The sequence below is a fragment of the Stenotrophomonas humi genome (genome assembly GCF_001431415.1).
GTDB lineage: Bacteria > Pseudomonadota > Gammaproteobacteria > Xanthomonadales > Xanthomonadaceae > Stenotrophomonas > Stenotrophomonas humi.
This window is the reverse complement of record NZ_LDJI01000022.1, coordinates 1-25,169: the sequence shown is the minus strand read 5'-3', so window position 1 is coordinate 25,169 and position 25,169 is coordinate 1. Positions and strand designations below refer to the sequence as shown.

Here is a 25,169-nt window from a genome sequence, read left to right as displayed (position 1 = left end):
GGCAACTGCGCTAGGCTGGATGCCGGTTACTACGGAGCATCCAGCCATGGCCACCGGTTGGGCGGGCGATACCGCCGTTCAGGATCAAATTGACGCCACGGTAGAGGACGCGATCAAGCGTGCGCGCAGCCGCATGCCCAGCGGCCCCAGCCTGGAACATTGCGAGGAATGTGACGCGCCCATCCCCGATGCGCGGCGCAAGGCGGTGCCAGGCGTGCGCCTGTGTGTTGCCTGCCAGCAGGCACACGATGCCGAAGATGCCAGCGCCAGTGGTTATAACCGGCGCGGCAGCAAGGACAGCCAGCTGCGCTAGTGCTTGCCGTTCTGCGGCAGCAGTTCGTTGAGGTACTGCTTCTGGACCACTGGCCGCACCAGGCGTGGTCGTTCCATCAATACGAAGCGCACACCCTTGACCGTCTGCGGCGCGGCCTTGGCAGCGAAACCGAATTTCTCGTAGACCGGTACCGCCACTTCCGAGGAATTGACCGTGTAGTCGCGACGGCCGTGGACGTGCAGCGCGTGTTCCCACAGCCTGCGGGCGATGCCTTGATGCCGCGTGCTGCGGTTCACGAACAGGTGATGGATATGGCTGCCGTCACGCATCGCGATCATGCCGCACAGCTGGTCATCGCGCTCGAGGAGATAGTGCGCAAACTGCGGTGACGCCAGGCGCTGGGCAAAGCTGTCGGGCGTGAGCGTGGCAAGAAAGGCATGGGCACTGGCGCCGGTAGCAGCGTCGAGCAGGTGCCGGGCCAGCGGGGTGACCAGTGCGCTGAGTGCGCCGGCATCAGCAGCGGTCGCATCGCGAAGTGTGCTGGTTGAGTCCATCGGCCGCCCCTGTCTGCCCTGTCCTGCGCCGAGCATAACGGCAGTGGAGGTGGCCGGGTGCGAAGGCTGCCGGGTATCAGTGTCGGGTGGCGGGTACCCGGAAACTGCCGCTCCAGCGCAGCAATGCAAACGTGCACCACAGCCAGCCGGCCGTGGCGATCAGCCCACCGACCAGGCCGATGTGCTGCATGCCCAGGTGCAGGCTGACCTGGCTGCCGATCAACGCACCGGCACCGATGCCGATGTTGAAGATGCCGGAGAACAGCGCCATCGCCACATCGGTGGCGTCGGAGGCCAGGGTGAGCACCTTGGACTGCATCGACAGCGCGAAGGAGATCATCGCCACGCCCCACACCGAGACCAGCACGTACAGCATCCATGCATTGCCCAGGCCGGTGCGCAGCAGCAACAGGCAGGCAGCCAGGGTGCCGATGGCGGTCAACAGGAAACCGCGCGGCCAACGCAGGCCGTAGCGCGAAAACAGCACGCTGCCGATGAAGCCCATGCCGCCGAACAGCAGCAGTACCAAGGTAGTGACGTGGGCATCGAAGCCGCCGATCTTCTGCACGAACGGCTCGATGTAGCTGTAGCCGGTGAACTGTGCCGAGATCACCACCGCCACCAGCACGTACAACGCCATCAGCGCCGGGCGTCGCAGCAGCAGCGGGATGCTGCTGGCCGAGCCGCTGTTCTGGCTGGGCAGGGCAGGCAGCAGGCGCGCCAGCACCAGCGACACCAGCAGCGCGACGCCGCCGATCGCCATGAAAGTAACGCGCCAACCCAGCCACTCACCGACAATGCGGCCCAGCGGAATGCCAAGCACCATCGCCACCGAGGTGCCGGTGGCCAACAGGCCGAGTGCCTGCGGACGCTTGCCTTCGGGCGCCATGCGCACCGCCAGCGATGCGGTGATCGACCAGAACACCGCATGTGCAAGTGCGATGCCGATGCGGCTGGCCATCAGGACCGGATAGCTCCATGCAATGCCGGACAGCACATGGCTGGCGATGAACAGCGCGAATACACCCAGCAGCAGTTTGCGCCGGTCGAAATTGCGGGTGAGCAGCATGCAGGGCAGCGAGGTCAGTGCCACCACCCAGGCATAGATGGTCAACATCAGTCCGACATGCTCGATGGGCATGCCGAACGCCCCGCCGATATCGCTCAACAGCCCCACCGGGACGAACTCGCTGGTGTTGAACACGAATGCGGCCAAGGCCAGCGCGATGACGCTGAACCAGCGTTGGCGATCGCTCGGCTCGGCCGGGATCACGGCAACGGGCGATGTGGTGTCTGCCGGGCAGGCAGAGCAGGGAGAGTTGGCTGAGGAGGACATCGTTTACGAAGGGTGCGGTCGGAAAGACCGGGGAATCAGTGACGATTTTCGCATGTTGCGGCGCAGCACGAGTGAAATGCTGTGATTCATAGGGCGGCTGGCTGGTTGACCGGCAGCGGCTCAGCGCGCACGGGGTGAGTGCAAGGGCGTTGCGGGCTCACCGAAAGCCAGAATGCCAAAGCCCCTCTCCCGCACGCGGGAGAGGGGTTGGGGTGAGGGCGCTCTAGATCTTCAGTACTTGCTCTCAGTAGAAACGGCTCAAAGCCCAAAGCTCCCCTCATCCGCTCCTACGGGGCACCTTTTTCCGCAAGGGGAGAAGGGAGGGAACTCTTTCTCGGCTCCAACTGCGACCGGTCTTCCCTCAACCATCCCCTTCGATCACCCCGTGCACTGGCTCCCCCCCGCGCCAGCGACGCAGGCCGCGCTGGAAGAACAGGCTGTTGGGGATCTGCATCAAGGTGCCCTCGGCCGGGCCACCGATCTCATGCAGGGTGGTGTAGATCAGGTTGATGTCCACCACGCTGCCTTTCAGTCCCGGCTTCTCGCCGTTTTCCAGCAGTTCGATCTGGTCGCCCAGGCGGAACGGGCGGGTGGTGAAGATCAGGAACGTGCAGAACACGTTGGACAGCACGCTCCACGCCGCGAAGAACGCCACCGCGCCCACTGCGGCAAACCCGGTGAAGGCGGTCCACAGCACCGATGGCTGCACCCCAATCCGGTCCAGCACCGCCAGCGCCGTGACCGTCCAGATGATGAAGCTGGACAGCCGGCGGATGGCCATCTCGATGGGCTGCGGCAGGGTGTAGTGGCGGCCCAGGCGGGACAGCAGGCGGCGGGTCAGCAGGCGCAGCAGCAAGGCCACCAGCAGGATCGCGACGATGTTCAAACCGGTGGTCAGCGGGCCGATCCAGTCATGCATCGAGGGTGGCAGGTACTGCTTCATCTTCAATCTCCTTGCTGACTGCAGGCACCCGGGGAGTCTGCAGTACGCCGGTCTGCTGGCGTGGTGGTTATGCCGGGTGTCCGGCGCTCACCACCGCGAAGGGGTGAGTGGATGCCCGGAACATGAATCGGCAACGGTGGGGGAGGCGATTGTCGGCGATGCGGGCGCGGGCTGCCAACGCGCGGGTGTTTAAACCTTTTGCCCGGTTGCTGCATCCAATGGATATGCTCAACGCCACCGTGACCGCCGCCCCTTCATCGCCCGCCGTGGACGACGCCGCGCTGGCCCGAGCCGCCGCTGCCGGCGATGTGCACGCCTACGAGCGCATCTACCGCCGCCACGCGCCGAAGTTGAACGCGTTGCTGTGGCGACTGTGCGGCGGCAATGCCAGCCGCGCCGAGGATGTGCTGCAGGAAACCTTCATCCAGGCCTGGCGCAAGTTGCCGCAGTTCCGCTTCGAGAGCGCGCTGGGCACCTGGCTGCATCGGCTGGCGGTGAACACCGCACTGATGGAACTGCGCGCCAGCGCCACCTTCGAATCGCTGGATGTCGGTGAAGACGGCATGGAGCAGTTGTCGGAGATGGCCGCCCCCGCGCGCTGCAATGCTGCCGGGATGGATCTGGAACGCGCGCTGCAGACCCTTCCGCCGCGCGCCCGCGCAGTGCTGGTGCTGCACGACATTGAAGGCTGGAAACACCAGGAGATCGCCACGGAACTGCAGATGGCGGTCGGGAGTTCCAAAGCACAGTTGCACCGCGCCCGTGGCTTGCTGCGGGTGCGGCTTGGAGAAGTACGATGAATCAAAACGACGAAAACGAGTACGACAACGACGACCTGGTCCGCCGCCTGCGCGAACTGCCGGCCGAGCGTGTTCCGTCGGCGGTGGTCTGGCAGCGCATTGCCGCTGAACTGCAGCAGCCCCGGCAGCCGCTGCCGGTCGTGGTGACGCCCTCGATGCTGCGTCCGGTCGTTCACAGGGAACCTCGCCATTGGCCGTGGTATGCCGGCGCCGCAGCGGCGGTACTGGCGCTGGTCGGTACGGTGGCGTTGTGGCTGCCGCAGGATCGTCCGCGAGTGGCGTCGCCCCTGCAGGCGCAGGCCAATGCCTTGACCCATGAGTATCGGCTGGCCATCGCCACGATTCCGCAGGACAGCGTGCCCGCCGAGCTGATGCCGGCACTGCAGGAGCTTGATGCCAGCGCCGGCGACATCCGCCAGGCCATCGATCAAAGCCCGCAGGCAGGTTTCCTGCTCGGGCAACTGCAGCGCACCTACGCGTTGCGTCTTGAACTCACCCGGCAAGGCCTCAGTGGCGCCGGACTTTCCACCTGAAGGAGCAATCCATGAAAGCCTCTCTGAGGAATGTGCTGGTCGCCACGCTGCTGTTGGCGCCCCTGTCGTCAGCCCTGGCGCAAAGCACGGTCAACCAGCGCCTGCCGCTGTCCAGCGGCGGCCGGGTTGAACTGAGCAATATCGCCGGGTCGGTCACCGTGCGCGGCTGGGATCGCAATGAAGTGCAGCTCTCCGGCACATTGGGCGACGGGCAGCGCCTGGATGTGGAGAACAGTGCCAACCGCGTGCAGTTCAAGGTGGTGTATCCGCAGAACGGTCGCAGCAGTCGTGGCGCGACGCTGGAGTTGCGGGTGCCGCGCGCTGCTCAGCTGCAGACCAGTACGGTGAGTGCCGGGGTGGATGTGGCCGATGTCGACCTGCGCCGCCTGCAGACGACGACGGTCAGCGGCGCCATCACCGCCAACGGACAGGCCGAGGAAGCCGAACTCAATACGGTCAGTGGTTCAATCCGCACGCAGTTGCGTACCACGCGCCTGGACGTGCGCACGGTGAGTGGGGGTATCAATACCGCCGGTGGAAGTGGTGGTGAAGTCACCGCCAATTCGGTGTCCGGTGGTATCAGCCTGGACCTGTCGGCGGTGCAGCGGCTCAATGCGGAAACCGTTTCGGGCAACCTGGGCGTTCGTAGTTCCGGCCTGCAGCCGGGGGGGCGCATCAGCCTGCAGACGGTGAGCGCGCCGGTGACGCTGACGCTGCCGGCACGTACCTCGGCACAGTTGAAGGTCAACACCTTCAGCGGGGACATCAAGTCCGACGTAGGGCAGGTGGAGCGCCCCCGCTATGGTCCCGGCAGCAGTCTGGATGCGCGTATCGGCGGTGGAGATGGTGATATCTCCATCAACGCGCATTCGGGCGATGTTCGGGTGAGTCTGAGCGGGCGGTGATTCAGCGTTCGATGTAACTGAGGAACGAGAAAAATTCGAACTCCATCCCTTCTCCCGTTTACGGGACGACAACTCGGCAGGACTGCCGAGTTGCACGGCGAAGCCGCCCAGCGGGTGAGGCACAAGGATGTGCCGAATGCAGGTGCCCCGAAGGGGCGGATGAGGGGAGCTTTTTGGCTTTGGACGGCCTTGATTGAAAGCCAACGCCGAAGATCAAAAGCGCCCTCACCCCAATCCCCGCTCCGCGCCCCGGCCCTTGCACTGGCGCAAGGGCACTCATCAGATCGCGAACCAATGGTTCGCAAACGACCCTCTTCGTCCCGCTCGCGGGAGAGCGGCTATGTTTCGCTCCGCCCGGGAGTGAGCTGGGCTGCGCCTCAGTCCTGCGCTGCGGCCAGCGCCAATCCCTGCACCACGCCGAACGACGGATCACCGTGCACCAGCGTCGCACCCGGGAACGCCGCCGCTGCGGTGCGCTGCACATAGCCTGCGCGTGACATGCCGCCGGTGAGGAACACCGCCGCCGGGTCATGGCCGATGTCTTCGCGCACCTGTTTCAACAGGGTTTCCAGCTCGCTCAGATAGTTGCCTGCCGCCGCCGTGAGATGCGGCGCATCGGTTTCCACATTCAAACCGGGCTCGATGAAATCCAGCGCGCTGGCGTGGCTCTCATTGCTGCTCAGCGCGATCTTGCAGTGCTCCACCGCGCGATACAGGCGCGCGGTGTTGCCGGTGTCCTGCAGTGCCTGCAGGCGCGGCCCGTACGGTGCATCGACGGCGGCGTAGTCGTGGTGGCGGAAATCGCGCTGGCGCGGCATGTCCTGCACCATTGCCGCCTCCACATAGTGATGCGCCGGCACGCGGGTGATGCCGCGCCCGAACAGCGGCATGTACCCGGCCAGGCTCAGCGCGAGGTCGACGTCGGTGCCGCCGCGCGCGATACCCCAGGCGCGATGGATCTGCGGTGCCTGGCTGCCGCCGACGCTGGCGTGAGCGATATCGGTGGTACCACCGCCGACGTCCACGATCACCGCTTCATGGCGGCTGTCGCTGACCGCGTGGTAATGCATGGCGGCTGCGGCAGGTTCTTCCAGGAACTCCACTTCATCGAAACCGGCCGCCAATGCGGCGCCGCGCAGGATGTCCAGCGCCTGGGCGTTGCCGGCCTCACCGATGGAACTGCGGAACTGCACCGGGCGGCCGAGCAGCGCGCTGCGCACGTTCTGGCCCAGCTGCTTGGAGGCGGTCAGGCGGATGTGTTCGAGGATGTGCGTGGCGATGCCGGTGATGGTCTGCTTGGCACGCGGATGCAGGTTGTAGCCCAGCATCGATTTGGGGCTCTGCACCAGATTGCCTTCGTTCTCTTCGAAATAGGCCTCCAGCGCATCGTCACCGTAGACCGCGTTCTGCAGCAGGCTGGTGGAGCTTTGCGGCTCGCGGATGCATTCTTCCATCCATTGCCGGCGCACCACGCGCATGGCGTCGCTGCGCAGCTGCTCATGGCTGCGGTTGGTGCCGGCCGCACGTGAGGCGCGGCGGCCGGAGTCGATCAGCTCTTCCAGCTGCTGTTCCAGCGCCGGGGTGAGCGCGAAGTCGTTGGGATCGCGCATCACCTCGGGGAAGTACACCGTGGTGCGGAACTGCAGCGCATCGCCGAACTGAACCGGGACCACCTTGCCGTCAACGTGGGCGGCGGCGGCGGAATTGCTGGTGCCGAAGTCAATGCCAAGTTTCATGGGGCGGGGGTGTCTGCAGCTAAAACGGCCGCGCACTTTACTACGCGACAGGGCCGGGGGCATGAGCGCGGGCGTGGGCGGCTACAATCGGCGGCCCCTTTCATGTTCCGGGAGCTGTCATGTCCGTTTCTTCCTGCCCGCAGTGCTCGCTGCAGAACGTCTACCCCGATGGTGCGCTGTGGATCTGCGCCGATTGCGGCCATGAATGGACGCCCGGTGAAGCGGCGGCCAGCGCATTGGTAGTCCGTGACAGCAATGGCAACGTGCTGGTCGCCGGCGATACGGTCACGGTCATCAAGGACCTGAAGGTGAAGGGCTCCTCGATCCCGCTCAAGCAGGGAACGGTGATCCGCAACATCCGTCTGGTCGAGGACGATGCCGAGAACATCGAAGGCAACTCGGACAAGATCAAGGGCCTGGTGCTGAAGACCTGCTTCCTGCGCAAAGCCTGAGAGGCAGGAGACAGGGGCGGGGAGGGCTGTGGGAGGTGCAGGGGCCGCGCGTAACAATGCACCCCTATCGGTTCCACATTCCCCGTTCCCAACGTCCTGTTCCCGGCCCCATCTCAATGCGCGGCATGCCGCGCCTCCAGGCGCCGGATGCCGTCCAGCTTGGTCTGATAGATGGCCCGCTGCTCGTCGCTGCCGCCCAAGGCGCGGGCGCGGGCCATTTCGCGTTCGGCCAGGCGGTTGTTGCCGCTCAGAAAGTAGGCCCGCGCCAGCCCGAAATGGAACTGATGGGCGCGCCCGTACAGCCGCACAGCCTTGTCGTAGTAGTGCACCGCCAATGGATAGTTGGCGGCGCGCTCGGCAATCACACCCTGCATGAACTGGTAGAACGGGTCCTTGCTGCGCGAACGCTCCAGCCGCGTCTGCAATTGTGCGGCACGGCGCGTATCGCCCATTTGCAGGTACAGCTTGGAGGCGTTGTGCAGGGACGGCGCGTGGTCCTTGTTGATTGACAGTGCGGTCTCGAAATCATGGCTGGCGGCGGTCAGGTCGTTGACTCGTGACTCCAGTACGCCCAGGTTGCTCCAGGCCGGCACGAAGCGTGGTTCCATCTGCAGCGACAGATCGAAATAGCGGCGGGCGGTGGCGTAGTCGTGTGCGGCCAGCTGGTCGGCGCCGCGGTTGTTGTAGAAATGCGCCAGGGCGCGGCGGTCGGTGATCTGGCGCGGACCACGGCTGTCGTAGAGCACGTTGCTGTCCAGGTCCATGGTGGCGGTGCGGCCGTTCACGCGCAGCCCGGCGTTGACATGGCCGGCATTGAAGATGAGCCCCTGCTCCTGGTACCAGGTGACCACCTGGCCGACCTCCTGCACATGCGCCTCCAGCCCGACTTCGCGGGCCAGGGCGACGAACAACAAGGTGAAGGACAGGCAGTTGGCGCGGCGCTGTTGCCAGGTCTCGGCGATGCTCAGGGTGGCCTCGGTGTCGTATTGCAGGCCCAGCCCGTTCGGCTCGAAGATCAACTCGACCAGCCGCTGCAGGCGTTTTTCCGGAGAATTGGTGGTGTCGATCACCCGTTCGCGCAGCAGCGCCTTTATCTCCGGCGGCACGATCATGATCTGTTCGGGTGCCGGGATGTCCACGGCAGCCTGCGCCGGCGGCGCCGGCGAAAGCGAGGTGACGGCAAGCAGAGCAAATGCGTTCCAACCGATCATGGCGACCACCCGGAAGTTGCTGCGGCAGTTCGAGTGTATGCCTGTGAAAGCAGGCCGGCGTGAGTGTCGGATCACGCGCGGCGAGGGCGGTTGGGAATCGTTCGGCAACGGACGGCGCGGCTGTCGGCGGAGGCGGTGTTGCCCGCATCGATCAGGCTTCCCGGAGCGGTGCTGATCCGGCATGGGCAGGCAAAGCCCGCAATCCACAGGCCATGTGGATCAGCACTTGGTAAACATGTGGATAACCTTCGGCAGGCCCCGCAGCGCCTGGCTCGCCGAATGCTGGCTATATTTTGTCCAGCAGGCATCCCGGTGAGGGGTGGGGTCTGCTAGTATCCGCGGCCCCAGTCAGTATCGGCGGCCGCTACCTGCAGGCCAGCCGGCGGCTTTCGACGCGAAACCATGAACAAGTTCCTTCCCTCTGACCAGGCACAGCTCTCGCTGGGCATTGGCAGTGACATTCCCACCGAGCGCCTGTTCTTTGCGGTGCTGCCGGACCCGCTCACCGCTGAGCGGGTCGCCGAGCTGGCCGAAGGGCTGCGGGACGAGCACGGGCTGGAAGGGCATCCGTTGGCGTGCGAGCGCCTGCACATCACCCTGCATCACGTCGGTGACTACGCCGGTCTGCCGCCGAGCCTGTTGGCCAAGATGCGCCAGGCTGCCAGCCGGGTGCGGATGCCGGAGTTCGAAGTCTGTTTCGACCAGGTGGGCAGCTTTGCCGGCAATCGCCAGAACCCGTTCGTGCTGCGCAGTGAGTACGGCGCCGAACTGCTCACCGGCCTGCACGAAGAACTGGCGCGCTGCCTGCAGGGCGTTGGCGGCAAGACCGATCCGCGTTTCACCCCGCATATGACCCTGTTGTACGACAAGCGCCGCATGCCGATCCAGCCGGTGCAGCCGCTGCGCTGGTTCGTGCGCGAATTCGTGCTGATCCGCAGCTTCCTCGGTCAGAGCCGCTACCAGCTGGAAGGTCGCTGGCAACTGGGCTGAGAGAAAGGAGTGGGAGACGGCAACGGCTGGCTCCGCTTCTGCACTTGCTTTGCCTCACTCCTCTTCACTCACTTCTGCTCGTAGGGCAGGATGCGTGCATGGATACCCAGTCGCTGCCGCTGTCCCTTCCACCGCAACAGTTGGCCGAACTCGAAGCGGCCTATGCGCAACCGCCGCGTGCATATCACAACGTCGGCCATGTGCAGGCGGTGCTGCATCACTACCGTGACGTCGCCGGTGGCCCAGGCTGGGAGCAGCCGCGCGAAGTGGCAATGGCGGTGCTTTACCACGATGCGATCTATGAAGCGGGGCGCAGCGACAATGAGCTGCGCTCGGCGCAGTTGGCCGTCGCCGCGATCCAGCGCTGGTTGCCGGAGGCGGGTGTGGATGCTGCCCGTGTGGCCGGACTGATCGAGCTGACGGCCCGCCATGGGCAGTTGCGGGCGGATGAGCTGGACGCCGATGCGGCCCTGTTCCTGGACAGCGACATGGCCATCCTCGGCGCGCCGCCGGACGTATTCGATGCCTATGATCGCGGCATCGCCCAGGAGTACAGCGGCAAGGTGCCAGGCTTTTTGTTCCGTCTCAACCGGCGCCGCTTCCTGAAAGGCGTGCTGGCGCAGCCGCGGATCTTCTTCAGCGATTTCTTCCATGAACGTTATGACGCGGCGGCTCGCGCCAATTTGCGCCGCGTCACCGGATGAGCGGGCACCGAATGGCTAAAATGCGCCGTACCGTGCTGCCGAGCCGGCCCAGATGGCCGTTGCGATGAATCCGAACCCCGCTGTCGATCCCGATCCCCGTCCGCTGCCGCCTGAGGCCCCCGGCCCCAACGAGTGCTGCGGCAGCGGTTGCCCGCTGTGCGTGCTGGATCTGTATTCCGACGAACTGGGCCGATACCGTCAGGCATTGGCCGAATGGAAGCTGCGTCACCCCGACGCGCTGGACTGAAACGGCCGTCCTGACATTCCTCCTGCGTCCGCAGGCGTAGGCTGCAACTTCCCGATCCAGAGAACTCATCCATGGTGCGTGCGTTGTTGGGCATGGTGGTGGCATTGGCCGTGCATTCGGTGCCGGCGCTGGCCGCCGGGCAGGTCAGCCACGGACGTTTTGAAGACGTGCCGGTGCAGATGCCCAAGGGCTCGCCGCAGCGGGTGGTGTTGTGGTTTGCCGGTAGCGACAAACCGGCACAGCGACAGATGCGGTTGCAGGCACTGCGCGACGACGGCGCGATGGTGGTGGATATCGACACCGCGCATCTGCAGCGGGTGTTGGCGAAGGAAAAGGGAAGCTGTGGCTTCTCTGCAGGTGATGTCGAGAACTTCTCGCGCTATGTGCAGGCGTACTACCGCGTGCCGACGTATCGCCTGCCGATCCTGGGCGGTGACGGCGACGGTGCTGCATTGGCATATGCAGTAGCGAGCCAGGCCGCGCCGCAGGTGTTTGCCGGCCTGCTGACCGAAGACTTCTGCCCGCAATGGCGCGCCGGGCAGATGACCTGCGGCGATGCCATCAATGGTCGCGCGCTGAAGCCGCAGCCGCTGCGTTTTCCGTGGTTGTCGGCGGCCCCGGGGGCATATCACGCATGCCCGGCGGCAAGCGTGGATGCATTCATCGCAACGGTGCCGATGGCACGCCAGTTCCAGCGCACGCGCAATGGCAATGCCCTGCCGGGTGAAGTGGCGGCCGCACGTGTGCTGGGCGCGCAGCACGGCGTCAGTCTGCCGCCGGTGCCGCAGGAACTGGACGGCTTGCCGCTGGTGGAGGTGCCGGCAGCCGGGCAGGGCGATACCTTCGCGATCTTCGTGTCCGGCGATGGCGGTTGGGCCGGTCTGGACAAGGACGTGGCCGATGCGTTGGCGCAGGCAGGGGTTTCCGTGGTCGGCGTGGATTCGCTGCGCTACTTCTGGAGCGAGCGCACGCCAGCGGGCTTCGCCGCTGACCTGGATCGCATCGCGCGGCACTACGCGCGCCAATGGCAGCGACCAAAGCTGGTGCTGGTGGGCTTTTCGCAAGGAGCCGATGTGTTGCCTGCGGCGATCAACATGCTGCCGGAAAGTACATCGTCAATGCTGCGCATGACCGCGTTGCTGTCGGCGGGCAGCCATGCCGACTACGAATTCCACGTCAGCAACTGGATTGGCGGGGGCGACGACGACGGCCTCCCGATCGCGCCGGAAGTGGCGAAGCTGTCGCCGCAACGCACGCTGTGCATCTATGGTGGGGACGACGATGGCGCACTGTGCCCGCAGCTGCCAGCGGGCAGCGCACAGGTCGTGAAGCTGCCGGGTGATCATCATTTCCAGGGCGACTACGCCGCACTGGCGCGGGTGATCCTGCAGCAGCTGAAGGTGCCTGCGAAACCTTGATTCACCGCTCACCGCTGCGGGTCGAGCGAGATCAACCGGGTAACGTCGAGCAATGCCGCTGGCAGGTGCATGCCACCGGGTGCGGCGAGGTAGCGCGGACGCCAGTCGGGTGAGAACTTCGACTTGAAGCGGCGAAGTCCACCGAAGCCATAGAAGCGCTCGCCATGGCGTGCCACCAGGTTGGCGAAGCGGTTCCAGCGGCCGGCCAGGCGGTGTTCGGCCAGGCCGGTGAGCGGCGCCATGCCCAGCGAGAAGCGGGTGTAGTTGTTGGCCGCGCCCCACAGGAACAGCTCGATGAACAGGAAGTCCATCGTGCCCTTGGGCGCATCGGGGAGGTGGCGCATCAGGTCCACCGACAACTCATGCCCGGCCGGTGCCTGCCAGACATTGGCGAAGGCGACGATGCGGCCCTCGGCCTCGACCAGCGCGACCGGGAAGCGGCACAGATAGGCCGGGTCGAAACTGCCCAGCGAGAACCCTTTCTCCTCGCCTGACTTCTCTTCCAGCCAGCTGTCGGAGATCGCCTTCAATGCCGGCAGCAGTGGCTGCACATCCGCAGCACCCACCAGCCGGAAGCTCAACGCCGAGCGCTTGCCGCGATTCCACGCTTGCCGCAGATCGGCACGGGTGCTGCCGTTGAGGCTGAAGTCCTGCAGCGGCACCATGGCTTCTTCACCGAGCTTCACCAGCGTCAGCCCCAGGTCCAGGTAGGTCTGCCAGTGGCGATCACTGGTCTGGTAGAACACCGGGCGCAGGCCGAGGCGGTCGGCTTCCTCGCGGAATTTCCAGATCAACTCGCGCACCACCGCCGGTGGCCCGACCGGATCGCCCATCGACACCAGCGAACCGCCGTAGCGCTGCATCATCACGAAGCCATCGCCATGCTCGCTGCGCAGGATGGCTTTGTCGCCGGTCATCGACAGGCAGGCCTGGGTGTCATGCGCTTGTGCCAGCACGGGGCGTAGTTGTTCCAGTGTTTCGCTTGCCGGTGCAGGCAGCGGGCTGCGGGTGCTGTGCAGCAGGCGCGCAAGCCCGAACACGATCACCACCAGGCTGATCAGCAGCAGCGCACGCAATGCACGCGGCGCATTGCCGGACGTGGCGAACTGCCACCACAATTCGTTCTGGTATTCGACGTGGCTGTAGACGAAGAACAGCAGCCACACTGTCGCCACCAGTACCAGCGCGACGTTGCGCAGCCACGGCCATGACCAGGCTTCGTCGAGCAGCGCACCTTCGCGATAGAACTCGCGCCGCGCCGCCCACAAGGCGATGGCTGCCAACGGCAGCGTCAGCGCGACCAGCGCGTGCCCGCCACGCAGCCAGACCGGTATCGGCAGCCCGACACACAGCACCAGCGCGATCAACCAGGCCACATGGCTGCGCCGTTGCAAGCCTTGGCCGATCAACAACAGCGCGACGCCACCAAGGCTGCCGAGCAGATGCGAGGTTTCCACCAATGGCAACGGCGCGGGCAGGATGCGATGGCGCGGTACCGGCAAGGTGCCGTCGATCACCAGCAGGGCGCCTACCGCGAACACCGCCAGCGCGATGATCTGCGGCAGCCATGGCCGCAATGCACTCCATGCTGCCCCGGCACCACTGCTGATCGGCCGGCGCACGCTTGCGACGGCGGCGAGCAGTGCTGACAGCAGCAACGGCAACAGGTAATAGGTGACGCGGTAAGCCACTGCCGCGGCAAGAATGGCGGCGGGTGCGATCTGCGGCAGCAGCTTGAGCAGGCTCCACTCGAACACACCCAACCCGGCCGGTACCGTGGAGAGCAGGCCGGCCACCACCGCCACCAGATACAGTCCGACAAAACCGATGAAGCCCACTTCGCCTTGCGCCGGCAGCAGCACGTAGAACGCGGCCGATGCCAGGCCCAGTTCGACCACGCTCAGCAGGGTGACTTCCAGTACCGTGCGTCGGTTGGGAATCCAGACGTGATGAGAGCGCCAGCCAATGCGGCGTCCGTCCCGGCCCACCACCACCAACATCACCCCGAACAGCACCAGCAAGCCGATGCCCAATGCACGGACGACGGGGACGGCGATCGGCAGCGCGCGCGCGGCAGCGCCGGGCTCCAGCCAGAGCGCCAGACCGAGCAGCAACCACGCACCGAACACGAAGCCCAGCGTGGACATCAGCACCACCTGGCCGATCTCGGCCAGGCTGAGCCCGGCACGGCCATAGCTGCGCAGGCGGATGGCACCACCGGTCAAGGCGGCAAAGCCCAGCGTCTGCCCGGCGGCGTGGGCCAGGAAAGCAGTGATGCCGATGCGGCTGGCGGGCAAACGCCGCTGCGCGCGGCGCAGGCCGATGGCGTCAAAGCCGATCAGGCACGCGTAGCTGGCCATGCCCAGCAGCGTCGCGATCAGCAGCTGCGTCCACGACAGCCCTTTCAGCGCCGTGCGGATCTGGTGATAGCCATGCTCGTCGAACTGCCCCGCCAGCGCGTGCAGGGCCAGGCCCATGATCGCCAGCGTGATGGCAATGGCAGCCAGCCGGCGCCAGCCCGCGGTGTTCTGATCCAGTACGACGGGTGGAACGCTCATGCGCTGCGACGATCAGGTGGTGCGCCGGACGGCGCGGGTCGACAAGACTATCGCCAGTGCGTGACGGCGACGCAAAGCCGAAGCGTGCGCATTGTTTGTTCCTTCAGCCACCATCGGCAGCGCAGGGCCCTAGACTTGCCCGATTCCATGCCGGGTTCCGGACATCCATGCAGGTCAATCGACATCCCACGCTGCGCCGGCATCAGATCGGTCTCGCCTTGGTCATGATGGCGCTGTTGCTGTTTGTTCTCTGTGCCACTTGGCTGCAGTTCGCACGTGCGGACCTGGATTGGGCCTGGGCCACCTTGAGCCTGTACCTGCATGGTCCGCATGGAGTGCTGCTGCGCGTGGCGTACTGCCTGCTCGCGCTGGCCATCGGCTTGTTGGCATGGATGCTGCACGCCCAGGCGCAGGGTGTGGCGCGTCGCGCGCTGCCGCCGGCACTGTTCACCGTCGCCGGGCTCGGCCTCGCCGCCGTGGCGATTGGCGACAGCTGGCTGCCGCAGCACGCGCCCCTGTTGGCGCCGCTGGTGCATGGGCTGTCGGCACAGACCGCCTTCCTGTGCGTGACCGTTGCGATGCTGCTGCAGGCCTGGTGTTTCGGTCGCGACCCACGCTGGTCCTCGCTCCATCGCTGGAGCTGGTGGTGGGCGTGGCTGGCGTTCGCCGGTCTGTGGCTGCATGTGCTGTGGCGTGCGAGCCCGCGCGGGCTGGGGCAGAAGCTGGTGGTCGCGCTGCTGGTCGGCTGGCTGCTGATGGTGGCGATTGCCGCATGGCGACGCCTGCACAAAGGGCCAGCTGAAACTTTCGGTTCGGGTCACAATGGCGACACCATCCAACCGAGGGAAACGACCCCATGATCGAACGTTTCGATACCGGCCCGCGCATGTCGGAAATGACCATCCACCACGGTGTGGCCTACCTGGCCGGCCAGGTGCCGGAAGACACCAGCGCCGATATCGTCGGCCAGACCGAGCAGGTGCTGCAGGCCATCGACGACCTGCTGCGTCTGGCGCCGACTGACAAGACCCACATCCTGCGCGCCGAGATTTTCCTCGCTGACATGGCTGATTTCGCCGGCATGAACCAGGCCTGGGACAAGTGGGTGGCCAAGGATGCAACGCCGGCCCGCGCGACCGTGGAGGCCAAGCTGGCTAATCCGGCGTGGAAAATCGAGATCGTCATCACCGCCGCGGTGCCGTAAGCGGCGTTTGTGATCCGCCCCGGATGCTGCGGTGTCCGGGGCAGCCCCGGCATTGATGCCGGCGTCAGGGTGGCAGGGAAGAGAATGAAACGTTTTCTGATGTTTGTCGTGTCCTGCGCGCTGCTGGGAAGCGCGGTTGTGCTGCACGCGGCACCGGCGCTGGATGCGCCGTTGACGAAGATGATCTACAAACGCGCACCGCTGGCGCGAGTTGAACCGCTGGACTACCCGCAGTTCCGCTTGATCGACGCCGAACTGCGCAACACGGTGCGACGCCACGGTGATCGCAGCGTTCCCAACACGTTCTGTGCAGTGGGTTATCGCCTTGATGGCGGCACGATCGAGACGGTGTTGATCTGGGACAACGCGCAGTGGTTGATCCGCTGGTGGGGCGGCGACGAACTGGCGACCTCGGAAGAGCGCTACGCCGTCTCCGCGTCGTTCTCAGCAGTGACCGACCTGCGGGCGGATGTGGTCGAGGATGCACGTTTTCCGCTTGGTACCCGGACGGTGGTGCGCGCCGATGCACAGGCGTTGATCGCCGATTGTCGACAGCATGGCCGCCAGTACACGGTGCCACCGTTGCCGCCGAAGGCCGAAGACGACGAATTCTGAAGCTGCTGCCGTGCAGGTGCGCGGCCTGGATTACCGCGGTTCGAGCACGATGCAGTCCACCGGGCATGGCGGAATGCACAGCTCACAACCGGTGCACAGATCAGCCAGCACGGTGTGCATGTACTTGGCGCCGCCGACGATGGCATCCACCGGGCAGGCCTGGATGCATTTGGTGCAGCCGATGCAGTCGGCTTCAACGATCAACGCCACCTGCGGCGGCTTGTGCTCGCCACGGCTGCGGTCGAACGGAAGGGCGGCCACGCCCAATACATGTGCCAATGCGCGCGCGCCGGCATCGCCGCCGGGCGGGCAGTGATCAATGCCCGCTTCGCCGCGTGCCATTGCCTCGGCATACGGACGGCAGCCGTCGAAGCCGCATTGCCCGCATTGGGTTTGCGGCAGCAGGCGGTCCAGGCGTTCGACCAGGTTGTTCGATGTTTCCTGCATGCGTGGCGTCGGGCTGCGCGAAAAGGGGGATCAGGAGAGCGGTTTGCCGCGGTACCAGCGCTCATGCGCCAGTGCCAGCATGGGCTTGTCTTCACGGCTGTCGCCGTAGGCATGGATGCGCTGGTAGCGGCTCAGGTCGAACAGCTTGCGGATACGCGCCACTTTGCGCGGGCCACAATCGTCGTTGGCATAGCGGCCGGTGAGTCGGTTGTCCTGTACTTCCAGCGTGTTGCAGATCATCTGCAGGCCCAGAGCATCGCACCAGTGCTGCAGGTACAGATCCAGCGAGCCTGACACGACGACCACGGTATGGCCCTGCGCCTTGTGCCACTGGATCTGTTCCAGCATTTCCGGGCGGACCAGGTCGGGCAGCTGTTCGCGGGCGTAGTCGCGTGCCATCTGGGTGATTTCACCGGCATGGCGGCCGGTGAACACCTGTGCGGTGACGCGGCGACGGATACGTTCGGCCGAGATCAATTTCAACCGGTATGCCAGCAACCACGGCCCGATCCGCCACCACGCCTGTGCGCGCTGTTCCGGGGTGGCCACACGCCGCAGGAACCGGCTGTACGTGTCACAGACGGTGATGGTGTGGTCGAAATCGAACAGGGCCAGCTGCATGGTCCGCTCCGGGAGAGGGGCGCGCCAAGGCGCGCCCACTGCATCAACGAACCGGCATGCCCGGCAGGGCGCCGCCGTCGGCATCCAGCAGTGCCAGTGCACCACCGTCGAAACCGGCCGACAGGATCATGCCTTCGCTCAGGCCGAAGCGCATCTTGCGTGGGGCCAGGTTGGCGATGAACACCACGTTGCGGCCGACCAGCGCTTCGGGTTCGGCGTAGCTGCCGCGGATGCCCGAGAAGATCTGGCGCTGGCCCAGGTCACCGGCATCCAGCAGGAAGCGCAGCAGCTTGTCCGAGCCTTCGACGAAGCCGCACTCCAGCACCTTGCCGATGCGCAGGTCGAGTTTGGCGAAATCATCGATGCCGATGTACGCCGAGGCTTCACCGTCGGCCTTGGGTTCCGGCTTGGCCTCGACCTTTGCCGGCTTCTCGGCCTTGGCAGGCTTGGCGTCGGCGGCCGGCGGGGCGGTGAGGGTGTCCTTGGAAGCGTCGGTCATGGCGTCAATCATTTTCGGGTCGATACGGGTGAACAGCGGCACGTAGGTGGCGATGGTGTGGGCGGTGAGCGGCTTGGCGATATCGCCCCAGCCGGTCACTGGTGCGTTGAGGAAGGTTTCGGCCTGCAGCGCGGTGGCCGGCAACACCGGCTTGAGCGCGGCCACCAGCACGCGGAACAGGTTCAGCCCCTGGCTGCAGACTGCCTGCAGTTCGGCATCGGCGCCTTCCTGCTTGGCGATGACCCAGGGCTTGGTGTCGTCGACGTACTTGTTGGCTTCATCGGCCAGCGCCATGGTCAGGCGGATGGCGGCGGCCGGGTCGTTGCGCTCGTAGGCTTCGCGCACCGGTGCCAGTGCTGTGACAAAGCGGTCGTACTGGGCCGGATCCGGCAGTGCGTCGGCCAGTTTGCCGTCGAAACGCTTGGCGATGAAACCGGCGCAGCGGCTGGCCAGGTTGACGAACTTGCCGACCAGGTCGGCATTCACGCGCGCGGTGAAGTCGGACAGGTTCAGGTCCAGGTCGTCCACGCCGCCAGAGGACTTGGCTGCGAAGTAGTAGCGCAGTGCTTCCGGGGCCAGGCCGGCATCCAGGTAGGTGCGGGCCATGACGAAGGTGCCGCGCGACTTGCTCATCTTGGCGCCGTCCACGGTCAGGTAGCCGTTGACGTGCAGGCGGGTCGGTGCGCGCAGGCCGGTGCCGTGCAGCACTGACGGCCAGAACAGGCCGTGGAAATTGACGATGTCCTTGCCGAGGAAGTGGTGCAGCTCGGTGCTGCTGTCGGCGGCCAGCACGGCGTCGAAATCATCGCCGGTCTTCGCACACAGGTTCTTGAAGCTGGACAGGTAGCCGATCGGCGCGTCCAGCCACACGTAGAAGTATTTGCCCGGCGCACCGGGAATCTCGAAGCCGAAGTAGGGCGCATCACGCGAGATGTCCCACGCGCGCAGGCCGCCTTCGGCGTCCAGCCATTCGGCCAGCTTGGCCTTCACGCCCGGCACGGCCACATCGCCGGCCAGCCACTGGCGCAGGAAATCCTGGAAGCGGCCGACTTCGAAGAAGTAGTGCTCCGAATCACGCATTTCCGGGGTCGCGCCGGAGACGACCGACTTGGGGTCGATCAGGTCGGTCGGGCCGTAGGTGGCGCCGCAGACCTCGCAGTTGTCGCCGTACTGATCGGGCGACTTGCACTTCGGGCAGGTGCCCTTGATGTAGCGGTCCGGCAGGAACATGCCCTTGGCCGGGTCGTAGAACTGGGCGATCGAGCGGCGGCTGATGTTGCCGGCAGCGTCGAGCTTGTTGTACAGGGCCTCGGTCAGCTCGCGGTTGGTGGCCGAGTTGGTCGAATCGTAATGGTCGAAGTCCACGCCGAACGCCGCGAAGTCGCGCTCATGGCCGGCCTGGATGTTGGCAATGAAGGTTTCCGGGGTCACGCCGGCCTTTTCGGCAGCCAGCATGATCGGTGTGCCGTGGGTGTCATCGGCACAGACATACCAGACCTTGTCGCCCATCATTCGCCGCGCGCGCACCCAGACATCAGCTTGGATGTAGCCAACCAGGTGGCCCAGGTGGAGCGGGCCGTTGGCATAGGGCAGGGCGTTGGTGACGAGCGCGGTACGGGTCATGGCCATCATTTGCTACAGGGGAACGCGGGATTATCGCATGACCGAAAACAAGCAGCCCCGGAGGGCCGGGGCTGGATGTGCTTCCTTCACCCGGCGGGAGAAGGCACCCCGAAGGGCGGATGAGGGCAAGCGCAGCGGAGCGCTGGGAAAGTCTGCCTCAAAGGTGCCTGCGCTATCGCACCCTCACCCCAACCGCCGCTTCGCGCCCCGGCCCTTGCGCCAGCGCAAGGCCGTTCGTGGGGCACCGAACCCGTGGTTCGCAAGCTTTGCCCCTCTCACCCCATGAGGAGAGGGGCAAAGGCAGGTTACTGGTCGCGCAGCCAGGTCTGGGTGCGGCAGATGAAAGCGATGCAGCCGGAGACTTCGAGTTTGCGCCCGTTTTCGACCAAGGCGATCTTGGAGCTGTAGGTCTTGCCTTTGGCCGGGTCCAGGATGGTGCCGTTGGCCCACTTGTTGGTGCCGTCCGGGCGCAGGTTCCAGAGGATGGTCATGCCCTCGATGGGCTTGCCCTTGTTGGCGCCGTCGCACTTGTCGCAGACCGGGTGCGGGCCTTGGGCCGACTGCAGCACCTGCAGGACCTTGCCATTCAGGGTGCCGTTGCTGGCCTGGGCGATTTCGACGATGGATTTCACCCGGCCGGTTTCGTCATCAATGGTTTTCCAGCGGCCAGCGGCGCTGTCCGAGGCGCTGGCGGAGAAGCCGGCAGCCATCAGCGGCAGGGCCAGCAACAGGGTTTTGATCGTAGTGCGCATGAATCCCCTCCCAGGGTGTGTTTCAGCAATCGGCGGCGCCGGGTACGGTGCCGAATGTAACCCCATTCGACGCCGTACGGAATCCGCGGTGCAGCAGATTCTTACGCCAGGCGGGGTGTGCGCTGTGGCCAGCAGGCTGGGCATGTGTGGGGTATCACTTGGCGGCTCCCTTCTCCCGCACGCTGTGCGAGGCCGGGGCGCGGAGCGAGGTGCCCCGAAGCGGGCGGATGAGGGGCTTTGGCTGTTGCTTCCTTGGCGCTTCCACTGAAGGAAGGCAAAAGCCGAATCACCAGCTGCCCTCACCCCAACCCCTCTCCCATGAATGGGAGAGGGGCTTCAAGCAAAGGCTTCGGCAGGGCTTACTGCAGGGTCACCCGCTTGCGGTTGTCTGCGGAGACCCGGTCGATCAGCTTGTTGTACGGGTCGAAGCCCGCCTCGCTGGGGATCTGGTCGACGGTGACGGTGATGGTCGGCGAGCTGTCCGTGATGTGGTGGCGCTGCAGGTACAGCACCTTTTCATCGCGTTCCTTGCCCGACGGCCCCTTGGCGAATACGCCCACTTCGATCCAGTCGTCCAGCGTGCCGGGGGTTTCCTTGCCCACGCCGTCGGCATAGCGCTTGTCCGCGTGCAGTTGCAGGGTGACGTCGTAACGACCATCCGCGCGCTTCTTCGTGGTCGCCTCGACCACGCGGTTGTCGTAGAAGCTGATCCTCTCGAACAGGTCGGTGATCAACGCCTGCTGTTCGGGCTTGGCTTCGGCGCGGATGAATTCCAGCAGCTCGGCCGACGTGGTGTACGGCGGTTGCTGGAAGGCCTTGGCCTGGATGAAGCGGCTCAATGCGCGGTTCAGTGCTTCCTCGCCCATTTCCTCGCGCAGGCGATAGAACACCACCGAGCCCTTCCGGTAATGGATGTACTGCTGGTTCTCCACGCGGTACAGCGGCAGTTCTTCCACGTCCTCGCCGCCGCGCCCGGACAGATAGCTGTCCAGTTCGTCCTTCAGGAACTGACGCATGTGCGTACGGCCATATTCCTTCTCCATCACCATCAATGCCGAGTACTGCGACAGCGATTCGGAAAGCACGGTGGCACCCTGCACGTTGGCACCGATGACCTGGTGGGCCCACCATTGGTGCGCGACTTCGTGTGCGGTGACATAGAACACATAGTCGATGTCGTTTTTGTCACGCAGGTCGGCGATGAAGCCGATCGACTCCGAGTACGGGATCGTATTGGCGAAGCTTTGCGCGAACGACTGGTAGCCCGGGAACTCGATGATGCGCACCTGGCGATGCTGATACGGGCTGAAGTTGGCTTCGTAGTACGCCAGTGATTTCTGCACGCCCTCGATCATCCGGTCCACGTTGTACGGATGTTTGGGGTCGTAGTAGATCTCGATCGGGATGTCCTTGTACGTGGCTTTCTTCACTGCCCAGCGTGCCGACAGATAGGCGTAGAAATTGAGCATCGGGCGGTCCATCGCGTAGCTGAAGCAGCGGCGGCCATCACGTTCAAACTCCTTCTGCAGGTAGCCCGGGGCCAGGGCGATCTGGTCCGGCGCGGTACAGATGGTGGTGCGGAAATCCAGCCAGTCCGAATCGTTGGAGATGTAGGTGTTGGCGCGTGCCGCTTCGTCCTCCAGCTTGGGCATGCGCGTGGGTTCGCCGAGGTCGCGCTTGCGGCGCTCGTTGCGGTCGCTGATCTCCACGCCGGTGTCATAGCCGAATGCTGGCAGCACGCGGCTGTTGAAGAAGCTGCCGTTGCCGACGATCTGGCTTTGCGCCTGGTCAGAGGTGATGCCGTTGGGGTGGATGTCCACGGTGAAGGTGATGTCGCGTTCTTCACCCGGCTGCAGTGGCGTGTCCAGCGTGTAGATGCGGTAGCCCAGTTCTTCATCGTGTTTGGTCAGCTTGGCGCCGCCCATGTCGATGGCCGTCAGGGTGGGGCCGTCGCCCATCGCCACGTGGATGTCGGGAATCGCAGCAGCATGCGTGTTGCGCACGCGGTAGCGACCATCGATGCGTACCGACTGGGTTTCCGGATGCAGGTCGACGTTGTTGTCGATGGCGATGATGCGTGGCTGCGGCAGGTCCTTGTACTTGCTGTACTCACGCTCGTAGCGGGCCTGTCGGTCGAGCATCTGATCCGGCGAGACGAACTCGTTGCGGATATTGGTGCTCCAGTACAGCCAGCCAGCGCAGGCCACGAAGGCAACCAGCGAGACCGCCAAGGCAGCGCCGAGTTTGCCGCTCAACCGCTGGCGGGCCAACTGCAGACGTTGCCGCCAACCCGAATCCACGCCGCGTACCCACAGGGCTGCGCAGAGCAGCAGCAACACCAGAAGGAACAGCGCCCAGTAGCCCTGGAATGCCAGCTGGCCGGTCAGGAAATGGCCATAACCATTCATGTCCGAATACGGGGCGATGGGCCAGCTGCCGAAGTTGTACAGGTTCTGGGTGTAGTCGAGCATGCCCAGCACTGATTGCCCGATCAGCATCAGGATCAGCAGCGCATAGCCGAGGAACTTGTTGTTGCTCAACACCTGCAGCACCAGCGCCATGCCACCCATCAGGATGTAGACCACCGAATCCAGCGACAGCGTTTTCAGGTACAGCATCGGCTCGATCTGCGTGTAGCCCTTGCTCAGCTGGATGACGATGGCGGTCAACCCGCCAACTGCCTGGAAGGCGGCAACCACGGCGACCAGGGTGAGGAACTTGCCCAGCAGCGGCACCCAGTTGGGCACCGGCATCGCATCGCTGATGCCGGCAATGCGCGCGCTGCGCTCACGCCACACCAGTTCGCCGGCGTAGAACAGGACGATGATGATCAGCAGGAAGCTGTAGCTGTTCTGCAGTGCTTCCAGCATCTGCGAGGTCACTGGCCAGCTGGGCGTGCCGTACATGGTCTTGCGGAACAACGCGCTGGGGATGAAGTTGGCCATGCCCAGCACCAGCAGCACCAGGAACGGCGCACTGCGGAACACGCCCATCGCGTCGAAGCCGACCTGGCGCAACAGCTGCTTCCAGCCCGTGGAGATGTTGAAGACCGGCGTGACCTTGGGCGCGACAACGTTGGAACGCTTGCCGTCGGTGGTGGCAACGCGGGCGGCCTTCTTGCCGCGTTTACGGCCAGTGCCGCTGCGCTCGGTGCGGAACAGCGCGAAGGTGGCGGCGAACAAGGCGCCGGTCACCGCCAGCCACAGCACGCGGTTCTCCAGCAGATAGCCGGTGAAGGCGGGCAGGCCGGTGTTGCGTTCCTCTGCCGACCAGTAACGCATCGCCTGCGACATCGCGCGCATGCCGAGCGGATCCAGCAATGAAGACAAGCGCAGGTTGTCGATGTCGGCCAGGATCGCGCGGCTGACGCCATACAACACGAAGAACACGATGACGCCGATGTACACCCACAGGATGCTGCGGGTAGTTACCGCCAGCACCGCCAGCAGTGCGGTGGTGAACAGTACGTTTGGCAACACCATGAACACGAACGACCACAGGTACGGCTGCAGCGACACCGGGCCAAGGCGGGCTGCATCGATCCACGGCATGAACTGGGCGATGAACAATCCCACCGCGATGATCACGTACATCAGCAGGCTGGCCAGCAACGCCGCGCCGAGGCGGCCCAGCAGGTAGTCGCGGCGCTTGATCGGGCTGGAGAACACCAGCTCGGCGGTTCCCAGTTCGAAATCACGCAGCAGCGCGTTGCTGACGAACAGCGTGACCACCAGCAACCCGAGCAGGGTGAAGGAGGTCATGAAGGTGGCAACCACCGACGGTGCATTGCGATGTACGTTGCCGATGCTGCCGCCGATCTGGATGGCATCACTGGAGGCCGCACCGAACGCCAGCAGGGCGAACAGCACCGCCAGCAGCCACAGCAGGGGAGAACGAAGCTGCTCGCGCAGCTCGAAGCGCAGGAAGGCGAAGGTCATGGGTCGTCTCCGTCAGGCGGCTTGCGCTTGCAGGCGCAGGCGCTGGAAGTAGACATCTTCCAGACCCGGTTCCACCGGCTCGAAGCCCTGTTCCGGACACGACTGGCTGAAGACATGGATCACCGGGTGCCCGCCCATCAGACGCGTGGACAACACGGTGAAGCGCGATTCGTATTCGGGCAGCGCGGCCTTGGTGACCTGCTTGCGCCAGACCTGGGCCTGCAGTGCGGCGATGGCGTCGGCCGGGCGACCGGTCAGCAGTACCTGTCCCTTGTTCATGATGGCCATGCTCGGGCACAGGTCGGTCACGTCCTCGACGATGTGGGTGGACAGGATCACCGCCACGTTCTCGCCAATCTCGGCCAGCAGGTTGAGGAAGCGGTTGCGTTCCTCCGGATCGAGGCCGGCGGTGGGTTCATCGACGATCACCAGCTGCGGATTGCCCAGCAGTGCCTGGGCGATGCCGAAACGCTGGCGCATGCCGCCGGAATAGGTGCCGAGCTTGCGCTTGCGTGCATCCCACAGATTCACCTGCTGCAGCAGGCCTTCGACCACTTCCTTGCGCTGCTTGCGCGCGGTCAGGCCCTTGAGCACGGCAAAATGGTCGAGCAGGTCCAGTGCGCTTACCTTCGGATAGACCCCGAAGTCCTGCGGCAGGTAGCCCAGCTTGCGCCGCAGCGCGTCCTTGTCGCGGAGGATGTCGATGCTGGCGCCATCGGCGGTGGTCAGTGTCGCGCTGCCGGCGTCGGCCTCCTGCAGCGTGGCCAGGGTGCGCATCAGCGATGATTTGCCGGCGCCGTTGGGGCCGA

At 65.1% G+C, this 25,169-nt stretch carries 24 protein-coding genes; 12 read left to right on the top strand and 12 right to left on the bottom strand.

The genetic code is table 11. From position 1 onward, the window contains the following. The first annotated feature begins 46 nt into the window (after positions 1 to 46). A complete protein-coding gene (locus tag ABB26_RS12060) occupies positions 47 to 313 on the top strand; it encodes a DksA/TraR family C4-type zinc finger protein (RefSeq protein ID WP_057634460.1) in 267 nt (88 codons plus the stop codon). Here the strand turns inward: ABB26_RS12060 and ABB26_RS12055 are convergent. The 3 genes from ABB26_RS12055 to ABB26_RS12045 form a co-directional block, all read right to left on the bottom strand. Next, the gene (locus ABB26_RS12055; RefSeq protein ID WP_057634459.1) at positions 310 to 828 is read right to left on the bottom strand and encodes a GNAT family N-acetyltransferase; all 519 of its coding nucleotides are present in this window, start codon (positions 826 to 828) and stop codon (positions 310 to 312) included. The two genes, ABB26_RS12060 and ABB26_RS12055, sit on opposite strands and share 4 nt — an antisense overlap. Positions 829 to 904: 76 nt before the next feature. Further along, on the bottom strand, positions 905 to 2,101 hold the full coding sequence (locus ABB26_RS12050; RefSeq protein ID WP_057634457.1) for a sugar transporter: 1,197 nt from the start codon (positions 2,099 to 2,101) through the stop codon (positions 905 to 907). 424 nt (positions 2,102 to 2,525) lie between these two features. After that, complete coding sequence (locus ABB26_RS12045) at positions 2,526 to 3,107, bottom strand: mechanosensitive ion channel family protein (RefSeq protein WP_057634454.1); 582 nt, start codon at positions 3,105 to 3,107, stop codon at positions 2,526 to 2,528. Between the two features lie 224 nt (positions 3,108 to 3,331). Here ABB26_RS12045 and ABB26_RS12040 point away from each other — a divergent pair, with 224 nt between their 5' ends. Genes ABB26_RS12040 through ABB26_RS12030 form a run of 3 tightly spaced genes read left to right on the top strand, consistent with a single transcriptional unit; the run spans position 3,332 to position 5,345 of the window. Then, positions 3,332 to 3,907 (top strand): RNA polymerase sigma factor, encoded by a 576-nt coding sequence (locus ABB26_RS12040; protein ID WP_057634607.1) that lies wholly within the window; start codon positions 3,332 to 3,334, stop codon positions 3,905 to 3,907. Then, a complete protein-coding gene (locus ABB26_RS12035; RefSeq protein ID WP_057634452.1) occupies positions 3,904 to 4,440 on the top strand; it encodes a hypothetical protein in 537 nt (178 codons plus the stop codon). Before ABB26_RS12040 ends, ABB26_RS12035 begins: the two co-directional genes overlap by 4 nt. Positions 4,441 to 4,451: 11 nt before the next feature. Further along, entirely contained in the window at positions 4,452 to 5,345 is an 894-nt protein-coding gene (locus ABB26_RS12030) for a DUF4097 family beta strand repeat-containing protein (protein WP_057634451.1), read from the top strand. Positions 5,346 to 5,722: 377 nt separating this feature from the next. Here the strand turns inward: ABB26_RS12030 and ABB26_RS12025 are convergent, their stop codons facing one another. Then, entirely contained in the window at positions 5,723 to 7,081 is a 1,359-nt protein-coding gene (locus ABB26_RS12025; RefSeq protein ID WP_057634450.1) for an Hsp70 family protein, read from the bottom strand. 119 nt (positions 7,082 to 7,200) lie between these two features. Here ABB26_RS12025 and ABB26_RS12020 point away from each other — a divergent pair, with 119 nt between their 5' ends. Beyond that, entirely contained in the window at positions 7,201 to 7,533 is a 333-nt protein-coding gene (locus ABB26_RS12020; RefSeq protein WP_057634448.1) for a zinc ribbon domain-containing protein YjdM, read from the top strand. A 113-nt stretch (positions 7,534 to 7,646) separates the two neighbouring features. Here the strand turns inward: ABB26_RS12020 and ABB26_RS12015 are convergent, their stop codons facing one another. Next, positions 7,647 to 8,744, bottom strand: coding sequence for a tetratricopeptide repeat protein (locus tag ABB26_RS12015; protein ID WP_152982659.1), 1,098 nt, complete (start codon positions 8,742 to 8,744; stop codon positions 7,647 to 7,649). A gap of 402 nt (positions 8,745 to 9,146) precedes the next feature. Here ABB26_RS12015 and thpR point away from each other — a divergent pair, with 402 nt between their 5' ends. The 4 genes from thpR to ABB26_RS11995 all read left to right on the top strand — a co-directional run bounded on the left by thpR (position 9,147) and on the right by ABB26_RS11995 (position 12,103). Then, entirely contained in the window at positions 9,147 to 9,734 is a 588-nt protein-coding gene (thpR, locus tag ABB26_RS12010) for an RNA 2',3'-cyclic phosphodiesterase (RefSeq protein ID WP_057634446.1), read from the top strand. Between the two features lie 98 nt (positions 9,735 to 9,832). Then, positions 9,833 to 10,438 (top strand): HD domain-containing protein, encoded by a 606-nt coding sequence (locus ABB26_RS12005; protein WP_057634444.1) that lies wholly within the window; start codon positions 9,833 to 9,835, stop codon positions 10,436 to 10,438. A 64-nt stretch (positions 10,439 to 10,502) separates the two neighbouring features. Further along, entirely contained in the window at positions 10,503 to 10,685 is a 183-nt protein-coding gene (locus tag ABB26_RS12000; protein ID WP_057634604.1) for an oxidoreductase-like domain-containing protein, read from the top strand. Positions 10,686 to 10,756: 71 nt separating this feature from the next. Next, complete coding sequence (locus ABB26_RS11995) at positions 10,757 to 12,103, top strand: virulence factor family protein (RefSeq protein ID WP_057634442.1); 1,347 nt, start codon at positions 10,757 to 10,759, stop codon at positions 12,101 to 12,103. A gap of 8 nt (positions 12,104 to 12,111) precedes the next feature. Here ABB26_RS11995 and mprF read toward each other — a convergent pair whose 3' ends face one another. Then, positions 12,112 to 14,661, bottom strand: coding sequence for a bifunctional lysylphosphatidylglycerol flippase/synthetase MprF (gene mprF / locus ABB26_RS11990; RefSeq protein ID WP_057634440.1), 2,550 nt, complete (start codon positions 14,659 to 14,661; stop codon positions 12,112 to 12,114). Between the two features lie 167 nt (positions 14,662 to 14,828). Here mprF and ABB26_RS11985 point away from each other — a divergent pair, with 167 nt between their 5' ends. From ABB26_RS11985 to ABB26_RS11975, 3 genes are all read left to right on the top strand, one after another. Beyond that, positions 14,829 to 15,521 carry a DUF998 domain-containing protein gene (locus ABB26_RS11985; RefSeq protein ID WP_057634438.1) on the top strand — a complete coding sequence of 231 codons (693 nt, stop codon included), beginning with the start codon at positions 14,829 to 14,831 and terminating at the stop codon, positions 15,519 to 15,521. After that, positions 15,518 to 15,865: a RidA family protein gene (locus ABB26_RS11980; RefSeq protein ID WP_057634436.1), complete on the top strand. Its 348-nt coding sequence runs from the start codon at positions 15,518 to 15,520 to the stop codon at positions 15,863 to 15,865. The genes ABB26_RS11985 and ABB26_RS11980 overlap by 4 nt, the downstream gene beginning before the upstream one ends. Positions 15,866 to 15,949: 84 nt before the next feature. Beyond that, entirely contained in the window at positions 15,950 to 16,480 is a 531-nt protein-coding gene (locus tag ABB26_RS11975) for a hypothetical protein (RefSeq protein WP_057634435.1), read from the top strand. 30 nt (positions 16,481 to 16,510) lie between these two features. Here ABB26_RS11975 and rnfB read toward each other — a convergent pair whose 3' ends face one another. The 6 genes from rnfB to ABB26_RS11945 all read right to left on the bottom strand — a co-directional run. Continuing rightward, positions 16,511 to 16,927, bottom strand: coding sequence for an Rnf electron transport complex subunit RnfB (rnfB, locus tag ABB26_RS11970; RefSeq protein ID WP_083490807.1), 417 nt, complete (start codon positions 16,925 to 16,927; stop codon positions 16,511 to 16,513). A gap of 30 nt (positions 16,928 to 16,957) precedes the next feature. Then, a complete protein-coding gene (locus ABB26_RS11965) occupies positions 16,958 to 17,548 on the bottom strand; it encodes an HAD family hydrolase (protein WP_057634433.1) in 591 nt (196 codons plus the stop codon). A gap of 43 nt (positions 17,549 to 17,591) precedes the next feature. Then, positions 17,592 to 19,670 (bottom strand): methionine--tRNA ligase, encoded by a 2,079-nt coding sequence (gene metG / locus ABB26_RS11960; protein WP_057634603.1) that lies wholly within the window; start codon positions 19,668 to 19,670, stop codon positions 17,592 to 17,594. 305 nt (positions 19,671 to 19,975) lie between these two features. After that, positions 19,976 to 20,422, bottom strand: coding sequence for a DUF2147 domain-containing protein (locus ABB26_RS11955; protein WP_057634430.1), 447 nt, complete (start codon positions 20,420 to 20,422; stop codon positions 19,976 to 19,978). A 359-nt stretch (positions 20,423 to 20,781) separates the two neighbouring features. Beyond that, entirely contained in the window at positions 20,782 to 24,360 is a 3,579-nt protein-coding gene (locus ABB26_RS11950) for a M1 family aminopeptidase (RefSeq protein WP_057634428.1), read from the bottom strand. A 12-nt stretch (positions 24,361 to 24,372) separates the two neighbouring features. Then, a partial coding sequence (locus ABB26_RS11945; RefSeq protein ID WP_057634427.1) for an ATP-binding cassette domain-containing protein occupies positions 24,373 to 25,169 on the bottom strand: 797 nt, incomplete at its 5' end.